Source organism: Secundilactobacillus yichangensis, from assembly GCF_016861565.1.
Classification (GTDB): domain Bacteria; phylum Bacillota; class Bacilli; order Lactobacillales; family Lactobacillaceae; genus Secundilactobacillus; species Secundilactobacillus yichangensis.
The window spans coordinates 17,073-35,889 of sequence record NZ_BOLK01000012.1 but is presented as its reverse complement, the minus strand read 5'-3'; the positions used below and the strand labels follow the sequence as shown (position 1 = coordinate 35,889).

The window sequence follows — 18,817 nt, the reverse complement described above, 5'->3', positions numbered from 1 at the left end:
TAACTTGACGCTTAAGCGTATAATTGAGAAAGGTAAATATATTTTTTCATAGAGAAAGGATTGAAACTTCATGCTTGAAAAGACGTTTTACAAAACCTTTCTGAGCCGTTCATTTAATATCCCAGTTAAAGTAACGTACTGGGACGGCAAAACAGAAACTTATGGGGACGGCGACCCCGAAGTCCACATTACTTTAAACGAACCCATTCCAATCGGTGATATTCGCAAAAACGCATCGATTGCGCTTGGCGAAGGCTACATGGATAAAAAGATTGAAATCGATGGCAGCATTGAAAAACTGATCACTTCAGCTTACGAAACTGCTGACAGCTTCTTTCACAACAACAAGTTCATTCACTTCCTGCCCAAACAAAAACACGGTGAGAAGGAAAGTAAGCAAGACATCCAAAGTCATTATGATTTAGGCAATGATTTCTATAAACTGTGGCTCGATAAAACCATGACTTATTCATGCGCCTACTTTGAGCATCCCGATGATGATCTCACAACCGCACAGATCAACAAGGTGCATCACATCATCAATAAACTGAACCCGCAACCCGGTCGAACATTACTCGATATCGGCTGCGGCTGGGGAACTTTGATGCTGACGGCTGCTAAGGAATACCATTTGAAAGTTACTGGCGTCACGCTGAGTCAGGAACAATATGACCTGGTTCAGCAACGAATCACCGACGAGCACTTAGAAGACGTCGCTGAAGTACTGCTGGTGGACTACCGCGAATTAGGCGATCGTCAGTGGGACTACGTGACTTCGGTGGGTATGTTTGAACACGTTGGCGAAGAAAACCTCGGCAAATACTTCAAGGACGTGGCCAAATACCTCCGGCCAGATGGCGTGGCCTTGATCCACGGCATCACTCGCCAAGGTAAGGGTGCCAATAACGGCTGGCTAAACAAGTGGATTTTCCCAGGTGGTTATGTGCCAGGTTTAACGGAAAATATCCAGCATATTTTGGACGCCGGTATGCAGGTGGACGACTTGGAAACGTTGCGGCGCCACTATCAAAAGACGACAGAAATCTGGGATAAAAACTTCAAAACCCATGAGACTGAAATCACTAAAATGATGGACGAACGCTTCACCAGAATGTGGGACCTGTATTTGCAGGCCTGCGCGGCATCGTTCGCATCGGGTAACATTGATGTGATGCAGTTCCTACTGTCAAAGGGACCTTCGTCAAGGGATTTGCCGATGACGAGGGGGTATATGCTGAAATAAGGTGCGGAACCAGGCGCTTAGAGACTGGAGTCCTAACGTATTGGCACTGTAAATCCCGGGCTTGGATTTATGGTGCTAATGCGTTAGGCGCAAGTCTCTGCCTGGTGTAGCCCAATTCGGCTATATAAAATCAAACAACCAAAAAGCAGCGCAACCCCACCCGGGATTGCGCTGCTTCATTATCCAATAGGACTAAAAAGCCCAAAAATATTCAAATTTAACTCACCTACAGCACGACGGCCAGCAAGAATACGCTGACCAGCCCCACCACTACAGAAAGTGCCATTGATCGTGTAAAGTACGCAATCAAACCCACGATGACTGAAGCAATGATTTCCGGTACATGATGAACGATATCAAATTGATAGGTTGGACTCACAAAGACATCCTTAACCACCAGTGCTGTAAATAGTGACACTGGTATGAACTTCATCCATTCGTTGAACCACTCCGGAATCTTACGCTGGGTAAAAATCTTGATTGGTAAGTATCGTGGCGCAAACGCCACGAAGAAACCCAAGATAACTAATAAGAGATGTTGCGCTGTATTCCAGTGATTTACTGCTGTCATATCTGTCCCCTACTTAACTAATTCTCGTCTGACTCTTCTTCAACTGCGGCTTCTTTGCTGCCAGGGCTGCTAACTTTGTAAAGTAAGTGGCTAGCTGGTTTTTTATTACGTAAGTAATGCTCCAAAGCAAAACCGATAAACGATGAAATCAACGTTGAAATAACTAGTCCTAAGGTACTCTTTGTCAATACCAGGAAGAACACTGCCAGCACCGCTGCAATTAAACCAATAAAAATGGTCAGCCGATTCTTGACCTGCATAATAATCATGTAAAGGAACAGTGCTGTAAGCGCAAAGTGAACAACCGTTAAATCAATCTTTAACGCACTCCCGACTAAACTGCCGATAATGTTGCTGACGGTCCAAAAGAGTAAGGAATAATGCTCAACCATCAGTGCTTCACGCGGTGTCCACTTTTTATCAGTGGCAAATTTTAGATAGTTCACCGCGTAGTTTTCATCGTTCATCGAGACTGCAAAAATTAGTTTAAACCGTTCAGATGTGCCAATCAGGTACTTCGATAGACTCGATCCAAGCAAAGCGTACCGCAATTCCAAGAAGAACAGCATCAGTACGATGGACAGCAGTGGCGCATTAATGGTTAGCATAGACGCAATCATAAATTGCGCACCACCTGAAAAAATAAAAATTGACACAAGCCCGGTTAGAATCGTATTGAATCCCGCTGCATGCAACAGCACACCGCAGGCCAATCCAATGGGAATATAACTCAAGTTCAATGGCATCGCAACGCTTAGGGTTGAACGCCATTTGGGCTCATTAGGGTTTGGCACTTGTTTTGTCAAGAATGATGCCTCCATAAAAGGTAGAGTGGCGAAGCAGACGATTAGACAGCAATCCTAAGAAGCAACTTCCTGTCTGCTGGAACACGTTTAACGCAAAAAATAATCCATACTGAAACTATTTTCTTATCAAAGCCGTGCACCCGCTCCATAAATCGACAATTACACAATACAAGGTCATTTTACCATGTTTCATTCCGTTTTCCTACGGTGTTTTCACAAGTTAACTGGACAAAAAAACAATAAAAGCACCCTGCATTTTTATATTTATAAATCAATTTGCAAACTATATTAATTCCAATAATTATAAAGTTCGTTTTTAATTCAGTATTATCTTATTCATTCAAAACAAAGAGATAAAATCGCGCCAAGTACGAACTATCCAATTAGCTCTTTTTATACTATAAATGGTTTTAATCGGTAAAGTGACAGTACCTGAGTGGTCAATTTGTAAAATTGGCTTCCCAGCTAAGGTTAACCGCGCTTTTCCAATTGTGGTGTTGGCCGCTGCTGGCGCCTTCAGCCCGTCTTTCTCTTGATGATTAACGTCAATTAGCAGTTTGGATTTCAGCTGTGTTCTGGACTGATGCTTACCAAGCCAGACAGTCGTCGGTTTAGTGACAGTCATTTCCGCGGTTTTTACCTTACCCATGGGAACTTTGACGTTACTCAACTGGTACGTCTGCGCGTTCAATGTCACTGGCCGATAACTGGCATAAACCCAGTTCATCAAATTTCTGGTTTGCACGAACCGCGCAGGATCCCCGGTTCCCTTATTTTGGGCGTGCATGACAACCGTAATGATTCGGTGGCCATCACGGTTGACGGTACCGACAAAGTTGCCGCCAGCCGCATTAGACGTCCCGGTTTTCAGTCCATCAACTGGCAGATTCGCCCGATATTGGCTCAGCCCTTTCAGCATGAGGTCCCAGTTCTGCATCCGCGTCTGACTGCTGCCGCCCTTATCAAACCAAGCTTTACTCTGACTGGTTGTCCGTAAAATCTCCGGATACTCCTTCAAAATTATCTGGGATAACCGCGCAACATCCTTAGCTGACATGGTATTTTCGTCGTTTTTAGCGACGGACGAATAGCCTAACTTACCCGCTTGACCGTTAGTGATTCCTGAAGCGGTCACAATGTGGGCACTGGTTAAGCCCAGCTGCTTGGTAGTTGAACGCATCTTGTTTACAAACCGGTGCGGGCTGCCCGAAACCGCGTTACCTAATGCCGAAACAGCAGCGTTAGCTGAAGTGATCAGGCTGGCCCGATACAGTTCACGAACGGTGTATTTTCGATTAGCGCTTAACGGTACGTTAGTCAGATCAGGATTGCGGCTCATTTTGGCTATTTCAGGACTGATAGCCACCTTCTGGTTCCAGTGCAACTGACCATTTTTGATTTCCTTTAACACAATATAAATTGACAGCAGCTTAGTCATCGATGCAATCGGCAGTTTCCGCTGGTCATTTTTCTGATACAAAACCTGTCCAGTGTTAGCATCAACCGCAATCGCGGAGCGCACCTGTAAATCAGGAGCAGCCGCTTTAGCGGTCAAACCGCCGACCATTAATGTCACAATGAAGATGCACAAAAATAGCCCGAATTTCAGGCCATTTCTTCGGGAATTAACTAACATAGTTTCCTCCACAAAATTATTTTTGATGATCATCCTTCAGTTGGATGCCATTTTTAACTGGTAAATGAATGATAAACCGGGTCAGGGCATCCGTTGAAGTCACGTAGATATAGCCACCGTGGCGGTTCACGATACTCTGTGCGATAGCAAGACCTAACCCCGTACCGCCCGTCGCTTTAGAGCGGGAACCTTCCACCCGGTAAAACCGTTCGAAGACTTGTGATAAGGCGGCCTCCGGAATCTTTTTGCCATCGTTTTCAACGTTGATCACAACTTCTTGATCATTGGGCTGCTTGGCTCGCAAATTAATATTCTTGGCACCCTCACCGTACTTCAACGCATTGGTAATCAAATTATTGAAGACTCGACCAAGTTTCTCACCATCCGCTTCAATATGAATCGGCTTGTCGGGCAAGTCAATATTGATTGCCATGCCCTTCTCACTAGCTTCCAATTCGAAGCTGGCTTCCAGCTGTTCCAGCATTTGGCCAACATCTAGCGTAGCAATCGATAATGGCGTATCCGTTTGCCGCATTTTTGTGTAGACAAACAGATCATCCACCAGGGATTTCATCTGTTTGGCTTTATTAAAGGCCGTACCCGTGTACTTTAACAGCTCATCTTCAGAGTGATACTGCCGGTCTTCCACTAGCCCCAAATAACCAATAATCGACGTTAACGGTGTCCGTAAATCGTGGCTAACATTAGTGATCAATTCATCCTTTGATTTCTCGATTCGCCGCTCCTCGTTCATGGAGGCAATAACAGAATCAACCAGCGCGTTGACCGAGGCGACTACTCGCTGTGTTTCGCCTTTGATGGTAAAGGGAATCCGGTGGTCAAAGTGGCCATTAGCAATGTAGTGCAGTTCGTCGATGATGTGCCGTAACTGCATCTGCCGGTAACGGCGAATCAGACGCCAATATACCACTCCGGCATCAAAAATCAGCATCAGCAAAATAAAGATGTTCTCCCAGCTCCAAAGTTGATAATGAGCCGGTCCGATAATGATCGACCGCTTAATGATAAAAATCCCGTCTTGGAGCCCTGGGTTCGTCTGAATCATTTCGTTTAACAGAACGATCACCGACAGATTAAGCAACAGCAAAAGCACGACGGTCACGATACCTTCCATGATCAGCGCGCTTTTTTCCCTTGCTGTGAGCTTCATTGCCTTACTGTCTCTGTCTGTATTCATATTTCCCCTAGTGTGTTTCAATCTTGTATCCGACACCCCAAACCGTCTGAATGACTTTTTCACCACCGGTAGCTTCTTCGATCTTATCACGCAAATGTGACACATGAACCATCACGGTCTTGGCAGAAACGATCGATTCCTGACGCCAGACCCGTTCAAAAATCTCATCCGCCGAAAAGACCCGGTTAGGATGACTGGCCAATAAGTAAAGAATACCGAATTCCAAAGCGGTCAGGTTCACTAATTTGCCTGATAACGTCTTTACTTCGTGGGAATCCTTGTTGATCGTCAATGAACCGATGTCCAAAACATCCGGCTTCTCGTCGGTAACGTGGTCAGATGCCCGACGCAGCAGTGATTTAACCCGTGCCATCACTTCCAACGGGTTGAACGGCTTTGTGACGTAATCGTCGCCGCCGCTGACCAAGCCTTGAATTTTATCCATATCATCCGTTTTAGCAGACAAAATCAAAATCGGCAGTTCAGAATCCTTACGAACTTCCTTAATGACTTCGATTCCGCTCATTTCGGGCATCATAATATCTAAGATCATCAAACCGATATCCGGTGTGGTATGCAGCTTTGTCAGTGCTTCTTTACCATTGTAAGCAGTGATTGGTTCGTAACCTTCGTTTTTAATGTAGATCTCCAGCAATTGTGCAATTTCCTTATCATCATCAACAACTAAAATTTTCATGTTTTTTAAGTTCTCCTTATTATTCAATCGATTGGCTAAAATGGCCTTAGCCATTTATTCATGTGCAATTCGGCGGTGCGACGCATCCCTGCCGTTTGCTTAGGTCTATATTACCAAAAGATAGGGCATCATTCATTATTATTCAATTAACTTAAGGTTCTCATTAAATTTTACAGCACATTTCAAGAATAAACAAAAAAGCCCTAAGAGAAGTCTTAACGACAACCTCTCTTGGGCTTCTGAACGCTTTATTTATTACTTGTAGTTAGGTGCGGCTTTCGTTAATTGCACATCATGTGGATGTGATTCAACTAAACCGGCGTTTGAGATGCGAACAAACTGCGCATCCTCGATAAGTTCCTGAACGGTTTCACAGCCAGTGTAACCCATTCCGGAACGGAGACCGCCGACCATTTGGAAAATAATATCATCGACGCTGCCCTTGTATTCAACTCGTGCTTCAATACCTTCTGGAACTAACTTGTTAGCTTCGTTAACGCCGCCTTGGAAGTAACGGTCAGCTGAGCCGTGTTCCATGGCTGCTAATGAGCCCATGCCACGATAAGTCTTATACTTCTTACCGTTATCTTCAAAGACTTCGCCAGGCGCTTCGTCAGTTCCTGAAAGCATTGAGCCAAGCATCACGGCGTTACCACCAGCTGCCAAAGCCTTAACAATGTCACCAGAGTACTTGATTCCGCCATCAGCAATGATTGGCTTGTGGAATTCTTGAGCAACTTCAGCAGCATCGTAAATAGCAGTGAGTTGAGGAACACCGACACCGGCAACGACTCGAGTAGTACAGATAGAACCGGGACCGATACCAACTTTCACAACGTCAACGCCGGCTTCGAATAATGCCCGGGTACCTGAACCGGTAGCAACGTTACCGGCAATCAGAGTTGCATCTGGGAATTGATCACGAATCTGAGCAACCTTGCGAAGAACACCCGCTGAATGACCGTGAGCAGTGTCAATGATAATGGCGTCTGCACCGGCGGCCAGCAAACCTTCAGCCCGTTCGAAGGTGTCTGAGGTAACGCCAACCGCCGCGGCAACCAGCAAACGGCCTTGGTCATCCAACGCTGCGTCCTTACGAATCTTGTCGCTAGTAACGGCCTTCACTTTAGCCACTTCACCAGCCTGTGCTTCCTTGGACATGTTCTTGTGGATGACACCCAGACCACCATTATTGGCCATGGCAATCGCCATCTTAGATTCCGTTACAGTATCCATACTGGCACTGAGGAATGGTACGTTTAATTTCAAATTATCAGCTAACTGGACCCTTAAATCGACATCGTTTGGCAACACATGACTCTCTGCAGGTATAAGCAACACGTCATCAAAAGTAATCCCTTGTTTTTGAAACTTCGAATCCCAATTAGTAGTCATTGAAATGAACGCTCCCTTATTAATTTTTTTGGTATTGTTTGGTAATATACCAGCGACTTTCAGAAAATGCAAGGATTCTCATTAACTTGTAAGATTTTAGTTCGAATTCTCATCAGGTATGCTTAAAAATGAACCGTTTAGACTTATTTTTTAAATAATTTGGGAACAATTCATTTATTTGTCTCATTTTCGTTCGTGACGGTGTAATCATTCGAATAACAAAAAAACAGCTTGACAACCGGCCTTGCCGACCGATCATCAAACTGATTTTTGATAAGTTAATACGTATGTTCTTTTACCTACGCCGATTTTGCGGCACGTTTCCGAAGAATCCCTGGGTCAGCTTATACTGGCGCTTGACCAGAATTGAAAGCAGACCACCAAGGACACCTAAGATAATCATTGGCCATGCACCTAATGTTGGGTTCAAGATACCTGGTAATGCGGCCGTCATTGTGAACAGTAACAACCATAGGATCAAGAAGACAACTGCACCAACGATTCGAATCCAAAGTGCGTAGCGGTGCTCACGCTTTGAATCAAAAAGACGCGGAATCTGTGGTAAAGCCAGACCAGCAATGGCTGATGACAGGAGAATTGAAACCAGACCAACGGATTGGTTAGTTCTCTGTGAAGCTGGTGAAATCAAGAACATCACACCGAACATAATACTGAAAATTGTGAAGAAATTCAGGCCGTTATACAGCGCACTTGGCCAGTATGGATCCATGGCGCCAGCCGGCCGCGTCGGTCCTTCAACAATTTCTTTAACGCGGGCATTCACGTCGTTACCATACATATTCTTCGCGGTCTTACCCGTTTTTTGTCCCTCTAATAGTTCGTTAGTTGTGGTTTTAACGATTTCCGCTTTCTTCTCAGTACTCAGCTTAGTTGCCTGCAAAGCCTGATTGAAACGGAACATGTAGTCAGCATTCCGCTTTGTCAAACCAATGTTATCGAAAACTTCATGTTCACTTTTAACTATACTATTACGATCCTGGTGAACAGCAGCGTTACGTTGTCGCTGCTGCGCGCCGGAATTGCGTTTATCATTCTCGCTCAATTTTGGATCTCCCCTTTTTCTCTGGTTTTGGTTGGGTTTGTAAGGTTTAGTTTATATAGCCGAAACGTGTTTCAACAGGCAGAGAGCTATGTGTAAGCCAATATTGGCATAAATCCAAAACCAGGATTTTTGCCAACATTAACTTACACTCCGCTCTCTAAACGCCTGCTTCCACACTCTGCTTTTGAAACGTGCTCCACGAGGCAGAGAGCTGCATGTAAGTCACTTCCGACATAAATCCAAGTTCGGGATTTTTGTCGGAAGCGTCTTACACTCCGCTCTCTAAACGCCTCGTTCCGCACTCTTAGACATTAAACCTAAACTCCGCAATATCCCCGTCCTGCATCACATAATCTTTACCTTCAACTCTGAGCTTGCCGGCATCCTTTACCGCGTTTTCTGATTCGTACTTGTCCAAATCATCGAATGCCATAATTTCCGCACGAATAAAGCCTCGCTCGAAGTCTGAGTGAATGATTCCGGCTGCTTGTGGTGCCTTGGTGCCCTTCTTGAAGGTCCAAGCTCTGGTTTCCTTACCACCAGCCGTGAAGAAAGTTTCTAGTCCTAATAGCTTGTATGAGGCTCTGATCAGGCGGTTCAAACCTGGTTCCGTCACGCCTTCAGCTTCTAGGAAGTCTGCCTTTTCATCATCATCCAGTTCAGCGATTTCTTCTTCAGCTTCCGCTGCTACGGCAATTGCTTGTGCGCCTTCCTTAGCAGCGTAATCCTTAATTGCTGGGAAGTACTTAGACTTTTCAGGTTCAGCCATATCATCTTCAGCAATGTTGGCAACGTAAAGTACTGGCTTACTGGTCAGCAAGAACAGTCCCTTAACGATTTTTTGTTCGTCTTCGTCAAAGTCAATTGATCGAACGCCCTTACCTGCTTCAAGGACTGGCTTAATCTTTTCCAAAACAGCCAGTTCAGCCTTAGCCTCTTTATCACTGCCTTTAGCAGCCCGCTGAACCTTAGCCAACCGCTTATCTACGGCTTCAAGATCTGACAAACCTAATTCCAGGTTAATCGTTTCAATATCATCAATGGGATCGATTTTACCAGAAACGTGGGTAATGTTATCGTCATCAAAGGCCCGCACAACGTGCACGATGGCGTCCACCTGACGAATGTTTTCCAAGAACTTGTTACCTAAACCTTCACCCTTGCTGGCACCCTTAACGATTCCGGCAATATCGGTAAATTCAAACGTCGTTGGCACCACTTTTTTAGCTGGGATCAGTTCCTGAATCCGGTCTAGCCGTGAATCCGGTACTTCAACCATCCCAACGTTGGGGTCGATAGTCGCAAACGGGTAGTTAGCCATTTCGGCTCCCGCCTTGGTAATTGCGTTAAATAAGGTTGACTTACCAACGTTTGGTAAGCCGACAATTCCTGCTGTTAATGACATAGTAAAGTCTCACTCTTCCTTTTTAGTCAGTTTTTGGTTTCTTTTCTAAAACCTTTTTCAGCTTTTTCTCAAACTCGCGACGGCTCAGCATCACGATGTGGCCGCAGCCGGTACACTTAATCTTGATATCAGCGCCCATCCGAATAATTTCCCAGCGGTTAACGCCACATGGATGCGGCTTCTTCATTTCAACTAAATCACCTAAATCGTACATCAAATCACTCCTAGTCTAAATGTACGTCGAGAATCTCCAGAATCCGGCTTAAGTCGTCATCTGACATATACTCGATTTCAATCTTACCCTGACCGGCTTCCTTATTCGACTCGCTGATCGTTACTTGAGTGCCAAACTTCTCTTGGAGCACGTTCTCGCCTGCCCGCAAGTACGGTGACTTCTGCTTGATGCGCTTCTTTGGCTTAGCAGCAGCTTGACCGTTCATCTTGCTGACAACGCCTTCCAAAGCCCGCACGGTCATCTTACCATCAGCCGCACGATTAGCCAGGCTGACCATCTGTGACCGGTCCTTCAGTGACAGCAAAGTTCTTGCTTGTCCCATCGAAAGCCGCTTCTTTTGCAGCAGTTCTTTAACCTGCTTTGGCAAGCCCAGTAACCGTAAGTAGTTAGCAATGTATGGCCGGCTCTTGCCCAGCCGTGAGGACACTTGCGCCTGCGTCAGGTTCAAGTTGCTCATCAGCATCTCGTAAGCTTCCGCTTCTTCCAATGGTGTGAGATCTTCACGCTGTAAGTTTTCCATGACGGCGATCTCCATCATTTGGGGTTCGGTCACTTCACGGACAATTGCGGGAATGGTCTCATTTTTAATCAGTTTAGAAGCTCGAACACGCCGTTCACCAGCTAAAATCTCATAACGGGAGACTTCCGGGTCTGGCTGCCGGACAATAATTGGCTGGAACACACCTGATTTTTCAATTGAATGTGCCAGATCCTTTAGGGCCGCCTGGTCAAACTTTTGACGTGGCTGATACGGGTTTGGACGAATCTGATCGAGTTTGATATCGATGACTGTTTCTACATCTGGGTCAACGCTATTATCCGCAAATAATGCTTCAATGCCGCGTCCGAGTCCCTTATTATTTTTGTTTGCCATGAGCAGCTGCCACTTCCTTTGCGAGTTGCGAATAAACTTGAGCACCGGTTGACTTCGGGTCATAATCCATAATCGGTAACCCATGGCTTGGTGCCTCGGATAACCGGACGTTCCGTGGAATAATGGTCTCGTAAACGTTGTCTTTAAAGTACTTCTTCACTTCTTCATTGACTTGATGTCCTAAATTGGTCCGGGCATCGTACATGGTCAGCAAAACGCCCTCAATCTTCAAATTAGGATTGAAGTGCTTGCGGACCAATTGAATGGTGTTCAGCAACTGACTGAGCCCTTCCAGCGCGTAGTATTCAGATTGAACTGGAATCAAAATGGAGTTGCTGGCGGTAAAGGCATTGATGGTCAATAGACCCAATGAAGGCGGACAGTCCACCAAAATAAAATCATATTGATCCTGAATGACTTTAAGGGCATCTAATAAACGAGTCTCTCGGGCAATTTGAGCCGTCAATTCAATTTCAGCGCCTGACAGTTGAATGGTTGCTGGCGCAATGTCTAAATCTTTATGACTCGTATGTAAGATCACATCAGCAATCGGTTCTTCATTAACCAGAACGTCGTAAATGTCCTTGGAAATGGAGGACTTGGCAATGCCAACTCCACTGGTAGCGTTCCCCTGTGCATCGATATCGACCAACAATACGCGATTCCCTAGGTTGGCTAAGCCCGCACCCAGGTTCACTGCAGTCGTTGTTTTGCCGACCCCGCCTTTTTGGTTTGCAAGCGCAATTATATCTGCCATCGGTTTTCGTCACTCCTTTATGATTTTTTCATGATGTCGATAGTAATTCGGTAGCTATCGTCATTATCTTCTTCTGTTGTTTTAACTTTCAGACCAGCGTTGCTAACCATCTTCAGCGACTTTTTGATAGTGTTGACGGCTACCCGAGTATCAGCTGAAACTGACTTGATCTTCGGCTTCGGCTTTTCCTTTGCACGGTGGCGCTGAATCAGCCGTTCCGCATCCCGGACGGTTAAATGATCAGCAATGATCCGTTTTAATAACTTCTCCTGCTGCTTTTGGGTTACTGCTAAAAGCGCGCGACCATGCCGTTCACTGATCTCTTCGTTCATAATTGCTTCTTGGACGGGCTCACTGAGTTTCAGGAGACGTAACTTGTTGGCAATAAATGACTGACTCTTCCCAACATCTTTTGCCAACTGGCTTTGAGTAAGCTGGTTAAGTTTCATCAGAGATTGATAAGCCTGGGCCTCTTCAATCGGTGTTAAGCCTTCCCGTTGCAGATTTTCAATCAGAGCCAGTGAAGCTGTTTCATCGTCAGACAATGACTGAATGATTGACGGTACTTCACGCCAGTTCAGCGATTTCACTGCCCGATAACGCCGTTCCCCAGCAATAATTTCGTATTGATGCGGTTCGTATTCCCGTAAGACGATTGGTTGCAGTAAGCCATGATCTGAAATGGTTTGTGCCAGTTCGTCAATGCTGCGCTGATTAAAAACGTGCCGCGGCTGGAACCGGTTTGGCACGATGGCATCTACCGGTACCATGACCACTTTTTGTTTAATGCTTTCCGTTTCTTGCTGGTTGGATTTATCACGACCAAATAACGAAAACGCCATCCTAATCGTCCCCCTTTCTAACTAATCGCCGAGCGGCTCCTTGTTAGGCGTTCCAGCCTTACGCGGGTACCGCTTGGGCGTTGGCTTGACCTTGTCAATGACCACGATGTGCCGTTCATCCCCAGATTCAGGCAAGGTAAATGACTGGTCTAACCGCAATTTGCCACCTAACGTTGCAATTGCTGATTGTGAATGTGCCAACTCTGATTCAGTCTGCTGTGCTTTCAACGCAATAAATTGACCGTGCAGCTTTACTAGCGGTAAGCAAAGCTCGCTCAAAACGCTCATCCGAGCCACTGCTCGTGCAGTGACAACGTCGTAGGCTTCTCGGTGTTCTGAACGCTTGCCGCCAAACTCTTCAGCTCGTGCATGATATACCCTAACACCTTCTAGGCCTAAATCGGCAATCAAATCCTTCAAAAAATTGATCCGCTTATTCAAGGAATCCACAATTGTAACTTGCAGTTTCGGAAACAAGATCTTCATCGGCAATGATGGGAATCCTGCTCCAGCACCGACGTCGCAAAGCGTTAGTTCTTCAGTCCGCAATTCAGGCGCATAAAAGGCGGGCGTTACTGAGTCATAAAAATGCTTCAGATAAACGTCACCGCGTTCTGTGATGGTTGTTAAATTAAGATGTTGATTGGTGTCAACCAGAATTTTAAAGTACTGGTCGAACTGCTGCATTTGTTTCTCGGAAACCGTAATCCCCTGAGCTTCTAACGCAGCAATAAATTGGCTATCATTCATTGAAATCTCCTAATACATTCTGTGAAACACTTTGTTTCACGCTCTAGTATACTTTACATTAATTATGGTATGTACGCAAGCTCTTGAAGGTGGTTATTGCTTGCTATTTCGAACTTTTTTAGCGGTTATTTGGGTGGGGGTGTTGAAGTGCGTTACGACTCATTTCGCTCCGCGTTCAGGGTAACTCGTCGTGCAGGCACTGCAGTGCTAATCTATCCAAACCTTTTATAGTAACGTTGCGAGAATGCATTGCAGCTCATTTCGTTCCGTGTTCAGGGTAACTCGCCGTGCAGGTGCTCCGGAGCTAGCACCTGCGCTTCGCTTGGGGCGGATCTCCTCCGTCACCTGATGATGTAACCGAGCAAGAAACGCTCGCTAACATCATCGACACCACGATTTACCCTGAACACTCCACTGCATTTACATGGCACATTGATGGCATCTTACCAGCTAGGTTGCTGACGCAAATAAGCCATCGTAGTGAAACAAACACACAATATCAGCAAAACGGAAGGCGCTGGGGCTCAGCGGTGTCGGTGATACTTGGTAGCTGACAGTGGCGAAGCCCTGGCTGCTGCCTAGTATCACGCGAGTCGGAGGAGATCCATTTGAGGCTAGAGTGCGGAACGAGGCGTTAAGAGAGTGGAGTATAAGGTACTTAGACCGGAAACCCCGAACTTGGGTTTATGGTCTAAGTGACTTATATGCAACTCTCTGCCTCGTGGAGCATGTTTCAGCTATGTTGATTAGCTCCGGAGCGAGCCACCGCGTTCCAGCCCCACAAGCGCCTGGAGTGAAGCGAAAGCTCCAAGCTTATATAGCTGGACTGGGCTACCTCAAACAGAGAACTGCACCTTGTTTTCACACCCCATAATTATACTAGACATTTCTCCTCATGGGAAACTATCAGAAAAATTTCGCCAAATAAATAAACCGCCCTAAGCCCCTTACAGCTTAGTGCGGTTCATTTGTATAGTGGTATAAACAGCGTATGAACTAAATTAATTTACTTTGAAATATGAGAAACTTCGTTAATGAACCATTTGTTAAAGGCTGCAGCGTCGATGTCGACACAGACAGAGGCGTTGGTCTTGCCATCGTGGTAAGCACCGCGAATGTCACCAACCGTTTCGCCCATTGCTGGGCCTTCAGTCTGAACGTCCACCCACATATCTTCAGTGGTGATTGCTTCTGGGTGAAGCAGGTAGAAGATCGTATTCACATCGTGCATGGCAATACCGTTTTCAGAGTTGTCACCATCGTGAATAATGATATCATGCAGCATCTTACCAGTCTCATTTAACTCAGGCAGCTTTTCAAGGCTTTCCGGAGTTAACAGAGCTTTCATGGTAATGTCCAAACCAACCATCACGATTGGCACACCTGAATTGTAAACGATCTTAGCAGCGTGCGGGTCAGTGAAGACGTTGAATTCGGCAGCGCTGGTCATGTTACCCATGCCCAGTGAACCGCCCATGGCAACGATCCGTTCGATGTTGTCCTTTACTTCTGGATATTCAGAGAATAACAGAGCGATGTTGGTGTACGAACCGGTTGGAACTAACGTGATCTTTTCGTCACTAGCCATGATGGCGTCGTGAAGTGCTTCAACGGCACTCTTGTCCATTGGCTTTGGCAGATCTTCTGGGAAATCGTATCCCGGCATACCTGATTCACCATGAATCCGTGCGGCATCTTCGAATGGCTTGATTAGTGGCTGCTTAGCACCAGCTGCCACTGGAATGTCGGAATTAAAGAACCGAACTAATTTCTGTGCGTTCTTAGTTGTCTTGTCAACCGTAACGTTACCGGCAACAGTAGTGATCAGCTTCAAATCAATGTTGTCATCGTTGATAGCCATGGTAATTGCAGCTGCATCGTCGATACCAGGATCGGTATCCATGATAATTTTGATTGTCATAATAATATAGCCTCCATACTAAACTTTGTTATAGTGAAGCACTTAGAACCAAATCAATGAGAAACAATCCGCCCAGCACGTACATCACTGGACTGACGTTGCGGCCATCGCCACTAGCAATCCGTAAGATTGGGTAGAAAACGAAACCAAATGCCAGACCAGTTGAAATACTGTTGGTCAGCGGAATCAGCACAATAATCAGAAACGCCGGAAACCAGGCTGCGAAGTCATGCATATCAATTGAGCCAATGGACTCCATCATAATGGCGCCGGTAATGATGATCACCGGTGCAATGGCTGCCTGTGGGACGTACGCCAGCAACGGAACAAAGAACATGGAAATGGCAAATAGAATGCCGGCAGTAATCGACATCACGCCGGTCCGACCACCGGACTCGATCCCGGAAGCACTCTCGGCAGCAGCCACGGTTGGACTGGTACCTAGCAGACCCGAGATAAAGGCAGTTACGGAACTAGCCTGAAATGCCCGTTTAAACTTCCGGTTATCTGGCAGAATTCCCTGCAAGAGCCCCATAGATTCAAACACGAGGATCATGGTCATGGAGAACGCTGCTAGGATAAACGGAATCGTTAACGCTTTGGAAAAGTCACCGTGTAGCAGAAGTTGGTGGTAGTCAGCTAAGCGTGACAAATGAACGCTAATACTCTGTTCATCACGAATACCGAATAACACACCAATCACACTGGTGACAACGATTCCAATCAGAAAACTGGCCGGTACCTGCCGCAAGTATAAAATCACACTGAGCATAATCCCGAAGATTGCCAGTAACGTGGCTGGTGAAGTCAGATTACCCAGCACGATCAGTGAATTCTTCCCAGCAACGATCAGTCCGGCTTTTTCCAGACCAATTTCAACTAAGAATAACCCAATTCCAGCTGTGATCCCGCTTTTCAGCGAGCCAGGAATTGCCTTTGCCAGCACGGAACTTAGGCTGGTAAACGCAACGACCATGTAGATGGCACTGGCCACGATTGAAATGGCCACTGCGACCTGCCAAGACATCCCCATTGTGGCACAAATCGTGTAGGTAAAGAAGGCGTTCACACCCATACCGGGCGTCAGGATCACCGGCGCGTTAGCGAAGAAGCCCATGATTAAACAACCGATTACGGAACTGATGATGGTGGCAAAAACACTAAGATCAGTGGGAATACCAGCATCCTTTAAAATCACCGGGTTCACGATGATGATATACGAGATGGCAAAGAAACCCGTCAATCCCGCAATGATTTCCTGCTTCAGCAGCGTTTTATTCTGCCAGACCTCTAATAATGACATCCGGTTCTTTGCTTCAAGTTGTTGCGCTTGTTTCATGTAAATAATCCCTATCCTTTCGTCGTTGAGACGGTTGTGATCGGGGTTGCATCGTTATTCCAAACGATGGGTTTCAGCTGACTGACGTCAGTTTCGACACCCTAGGCCACAACAGCCCAGACCGAAAATTTTCCTCGATCTGGGCTGCTCGTGGTTTAATACTTAATTAATTGACTTATGCGTAAGTGGTGATTACCAAACAAATAAGCCCACGATACCAGCTGATAATAGTGATACCAAGATACCTGACAGTAACATGTAACCAACGTTCTTAGAAATCAAACCGTTAGTTTCTTTGTCAGCCAAGCCCTTGAAGGCACCAATAATCATACCAGTCGTACTGAAGTTAGCAAATGAAGTCAAGAAGACTGTCAATTGTGCTTGATAGTGCGCACCGTATTTAGCAACATCGTGAATTGTTGGGGCAATCTTACCCATAACAACGAATTCGTTAGTCACTAACTTCGTCCCCATGTATTGAGCGAACTGGAACGCATCGTGCACGTTCAGACCCATTAACCATGCAAATGGGAACATGATGATACCCAAGATATGTTCAAGTGATAACCATGGGTTGATCAAGCCTAACAGCTTATCGATCAATGCAGCTAAGGCAACGAAGGCGATAACGTTAGCGGCGATGATCAAGATCAAACGGCCGGCACCCAGGATAGAATCACCCAAGAATGAGAAGAATGGTTCCTTCTTGCCGCCTTCCATTTCAGCTTCTTCAGCGTCAGAACCGCCACCAATTTTGGCAATGGTATCTTCTTCTGAAGTCACCTTCACTGGGTTCAAAATGTTCGTGACGATGATCGCGTTCAAAATGTTCAGCGGAATCGCCGTCAAAACGTAGTTACCAGGAACCATTTGAGTATATGCACCCACAATGGAAGCAGTAATACATGACATCGACATCATAGCCAATGTGACGTTACGTTCTGCACGCATTGATTGAATTTGAAGACGTGAAACGGCCAAGGCTTCAGTGTTACCAAGGAACATCATTTCAACTGAGAAGAATGATTCGAACTTTGGTTGACCAGTAATAGCTGATAAACCGCGGCCGATCCACTTGATGATCCAAGGCAGGAACCCAATGTAAGTTAAGATATCAAACATTGGTACGATCAGCAGGATAGGCAGCAATGCACTTGTAACGAAGTTCATTGACTTAGCAGTCCCACCGAACTGTGGCGTTACCCAGTTAGGTAATGCGAACACGATACCTTGATAAGCCACTTGGACTAACCAGTTGAATCCGTTGGCAGCAGCCTGAACGGCATCACGGCCCCAAGAGAAACTGGTTAAGATCCAGGCAATAACCAAGTTAAGCACCAAGACGATTGCAGTTGATTTCCAGTTGATCGTCTTTTTACTCTTCGAGAACAGGAACGCGATCCCGAGATAAACTAAAACCCCAATAATGTTGACGATTAAGTACATCGACATTAAACTAAACCTTCTTTCTGTTTTTTGCTGTGAGACACGCAGCTGAATCACTTCAAAAAGGCTTCCCAATCCGACCGCTTGTTGACTTGAATTCCGAATAATGGCACAAACTGCGTACCAAACGACCTAGAAAGTTCAGCGCTTTCAAAAATAACCAGAGACGCAGACACAGACTCGACAATAACCACCACTTACTTTTAAAAAAAGACAAGTAAGCAAATCCCATTTTACCTTGTTTTGGACCTTCCGTAAACACGGATTCAATAAATCCAACAAGTGAATCGGTTTAACTTACAACTAATACGCTATAAATTACTACCGAGGCTCACCCAGAAACGTATTCTAACAGCAAAATTGGCAATAAAAAAAGAATCTACTATTCAATGGTTAACTAGTAAATCCTTTTTCAAGGGAAATGTTTCCCTCGATGATGCCCCTGCCAAGGAATTACATTATACCATTTCTGACAATTAGAATAGCAATGAAATGAGACCATAAAATTAGACTCAAGGTTGAAATATGATTCATTCACCCTTGAGCCCCTATGAAAACTTTGATGCATGTATGGAAGAGACGAAACCGTTTAACCAGCTAACCCGCTTCGTAAACATTAAATTGATAATCTATCGCCTC

General features: G+C 45.6%; 17 protein-coding genes. 1 reads left to right on the top strand and 16 read right to left on the bottom strand.

What is annotated here, in order from left to right:
* Positions 1-70 precede the first annotated feature (70 nt).
* A complete protein-coding gene (locus JUE95_RS09615) occupies positions 71-1,243 on the top strand; it encodes a class I SAM-dependent methyltransferase (RefSeq protein WP_203651046.1) in 1,173 nt (390 codons plus the stop codon).
* 226 nt (positions 1,244-1,469) lie between these two features.
* On the opposite strand, the gene JUE95_RS09610 is transcribed toward JUE95_RS09615, so the two are convergent.
* From JUE95_RS09610 to JUE95_RS09535, 16 genes are all read right to left on the bottom strand, one after another.
* The gene (locus JUE95_RS09610) at positions 1,470-1,814 is read right to left on the bottom strand and encodes an AzlD domain-containing protein (RefSeq protein WP_203651045.1); all 345 of its coding nucleotides are present in this window, start codon (positions 1,812-1,814) and stop codon (positions 1,470-1,472) included.
* 17 nt (positions 1,815-1,831) lie between these two features.
* Positions 1,832-2,635, bottom strand: coding sequence for an AzlC family ABC transporter permease (locus tag JUE95_RS09605; RefSeq protein WP_203651044.1), 804 nt, complete (start codon positions 2,633-2,635; stop codon positions 1,832-1,834).
* A 325-nt stretch (positions 2,636-2,960) separates the two neighbouring features.
* On the bottom strand, positions 2,961-4,256 hold the full coding sequence (locus JUE95_RS09600) for a D-alanyl-D-alanine carboxypeptidase family protein (RefSeq protein WP_203651038.1): 1,296 nt from the start codon (positions 4,254-4,256) through the stop codon (positions 2,961-2,963).
* A 16-nt stretch (positions 4,257-4,272) separates the two neighbouring features.
* Positions 4,273-5,427, bottom strand: a complete 1,155-nt coding sequence (locus tag JUE95_RS09595) for a sensor histidine kinase (RefSeq protein ID WP_203651146.1) — start codon at positions 5,425-5,427, stop codon at positions 4,273-4,275.
* Between the two features lie 34 nt (positions 5,428-5,461).
* On the bottom strand, positions 5,462-6,151 hold the full coding sequence (croR, locus tag JUE95_RS09590; protein WP_089108018.1) for a response regulator transcription factor CroR: 690 nt from the start codon (positions 6,149-6,151) through the stop codon (positions 5,462-5,464).
* 255 nt (positions 6,152-6,406) lie between these two features.
* A complete protein-coding gene (gene guaB / locus JUE95_RS09585) occupies positions 6,407-7,546 on the bottom strand; it encodes an IMP dehydrogenase (RefSeq protein WP_203651036.1) in 1,140 nt (379 codons plus the stop codon).
* Between the two features lie 295 nt (positions 7,547-7,841).
* A complete protein-coding gene (locus JUE95_RS09580) occupies positions 7,842-8,609 on the bottom strand; it encodes a DUF1129 family protein (RefSeq protein ID WP_203651028.1) in 768 nt (255 codons plus the stop codon).
* Between the two features lie 304 nt (positions 8,610-8,913).
* On the bottom strand, positions 8,914-10,014 hold the full coding sequence (gene ychF, locus JUE95_RS09575) for a redox-regulated ATPase YchF (RefSeq protein ID WP_203651027.1): 1,101 nt from the start codon (positions 10,012-10,014) through the stop codon (positions 8,914-8,916).
* A gap of 22 nt (positions 10,015-10,036) precedes the next feature.
* Entirely contained in the window at positions 10,037-10,228 is a 192-nt protein-coding gene (locus JUE95_RS09570) for a DUF951 domain-containing protein (RefSeq protein ID WP_089088952.1), read from the bottom strand.
* 10 nt (positions 10,229-10,238) lie between these two features.
* Complete coding sequence (locus tag JUE95_RS09565; RefSeq protein ID WP_203651025.1) at positions 10,239-11,123, bottom strand: ParB/RepB/Spo0J family partition protein; 885 nt, start codon at positions 11,121-11,123, stop codon at positions 10,239-10,241.
* Entirely contained in the window at positions 11,107-11,880 is a 774-nt protein-coding gene (locus JUE95_RS09560) for a ParA family protein (protein ID WP_203651023.1), read from the bottom strand. Before JUE95_RS09560 ends, JUE95_RS09565 begins: the two co-directional genes overlap by 17 nt.
* A gap of 17 nt (positions 11,881-11,897) precedes the next feature.
* Positions 11,898-12,722: a nucleoid occlusion protein gene (gene noc / locus JUE95_RS09555; protein ID WP_203651021.1), complete on the bottom strand. Its 825-nt coding sequence runs from the start codon at positions 12,720-12,722 to the stop codon at positions 11,898-11,900.
* A gap of 21 nt (positions 12,723-12,743) precedes the next feature.
* The gene (rsmG, locus tag JUE95_RS09550; RefSeq protein ID WP_203651019.1) at positions 12,744-13,472 is read right to left on the bottom strand and encodes a 16S rRNA (guanine(527)-N(7))-methyltransferase RsmG; all 729 of its coding nucleotides are present in this window, start codon (positions 13,470-13,472) and stop codon (positions 12,744-12,746) included.
* Between the two features lie 1,006 nt (positions 13,473-14,478).
* Positions 14,479-15,393 (bottom strand): ribonucleoside hydrolase RihC, encoded by a 915-nt coding sequence (gene rihC / locus JUE95_RS09545; protein ID WP_203651017.1) that lies wholly within the window; start codon positions 15,391-15,393, stop codon positions 14,479-14,481.
* Between the two features lie 28 nt (positions 15,394-15,421).
* Positions 15,422-16,732 (bottom strand): NCS2 family permease, encoded by a 1,311-nt coding sequence (locus JUE95_RS09540; RefSeq protein ID WP_203651015.1) that lies wholly within the window; start codon positions 16,730-16,732, stop codon positions 15,422-15,424.
* A gap of 192 nt (positions 16,733-16,924) precedes the next feature.
* A complete protein-coding gene (locus JUE95_RS09535) occupies positions 16,925-18,178 on the bottom strand; it encodes a NupC/NupG family nucleoside CNT transporter (protein WP_203651145.1) in 1,254 nt (417 codons plus the stop codon).
* Positions 18,179-18,817 lie beyond the last annotated feature (639 nt).

Coding starts and splice junctions, on each gene's coding strand:
- JUE95_RS09600 (WP_203651038.1), bottom strand. CDS start 4,256: ATGTTAGTTAATTCCCGAAGAAATGGCCTGAAATTCGGGCTATTTTTG.
- JUE95_RS09560 (WP_203651023.1), bottom strand. CDS start 11,880: ATGGCAGATATAATTGCGCTTGCAAACCAAAAAGGCGGGGTCGGCAAA.
- guaB (WP_203651036.1), bottom strand. CDS start 7,546: ATGACTACTAATTGGGATTCGAAGTTTCAAAAACAAGGGATTACTTTT.
- noc (WP_203651021.1), bottom strand. CDS start 12,722: ATGGCGTTTTCGTTATTTGGTCGTGATAAATCCAACCAGCAAGAAACG.
- JUE95_RS09535 (WP_203651145.1), bottom strand. CDS start 18,178: ATGTACTTAATCGTCAACATTATTGGGGTTTTAGTTTATCTCGGGATC.
- JUE95_RS09605 (WP_203651044.1), bottom strand. CDS start 2,635: ATGGAGGCATCATTCTTGACAAAACAAGTGCCAAACCCTAATGAGCCC.
- rsmG (WP_203651019.1), bottom strand. CDS start 13,472: ATGAATGATAGCCAATTTATTGCTGCGTTAGAAGCTCAGGGGATTACG.
- JUE95_RS09540 (WP_203651015.1), bottom strand. CDS start 16,732: ATGAAACAAGCGCAACAACTTGAAGCAAAGAACCGGATGTCATTATTA.
- JUE95_RS09610 (WP_203651045.1), bottom strand. CDS start 1,814: ATGACAGCAGTAAATCACTGGAATACAGCGCAACATCTCTTATTAGTT.
- JUE95_RS09570 (WP_089088952.1), bottom strand. CDS start 10,228: ATGTACGATTTAGGTGATTTAGTTGAAATGAAGAAGCCGCATCCATGT.
- JUE95_RS09595 (WP_203651146.1), bottom strand. CDS start 5,427: ATGAAGCTCACAGCAAGGGAAAAAAGCGCGCTGATCATGGAAGGTATC.
- JUE95_RS09615 (WP_203651046.1), top strand. CDS start 71: ATGCTTGAAAAGACGTTTTACAAAACCTTTCTGAGCCGTTCATTTAAT.
- rihC (WP_203651017.1), bottom strand. CDS start 15,393: ATGACAATCAAAATTATCATGGATACCGATCCTGGTATCGACGATGCA.
- ychF (WP_203651027.1), bottom strand. CDS start 10,014: ATGTCATTAACAGCAGGAATTGTCGGCTTACCAAACGTTGGTAAGTCA.
- croR (WP_089108018.1), bottom strand. CDS start 6,151: ATGAAAATTTTAGTTGTTGATGATGATAAGGAAATTGCACAATTGCTG.
- JUE95_RS09565 (WP_203651025.1), bottom strand. CDS start 11,123: ATGGCAAACAAAAATAATAAGGGACTCGGACGCGGCATTGAAGCATTA.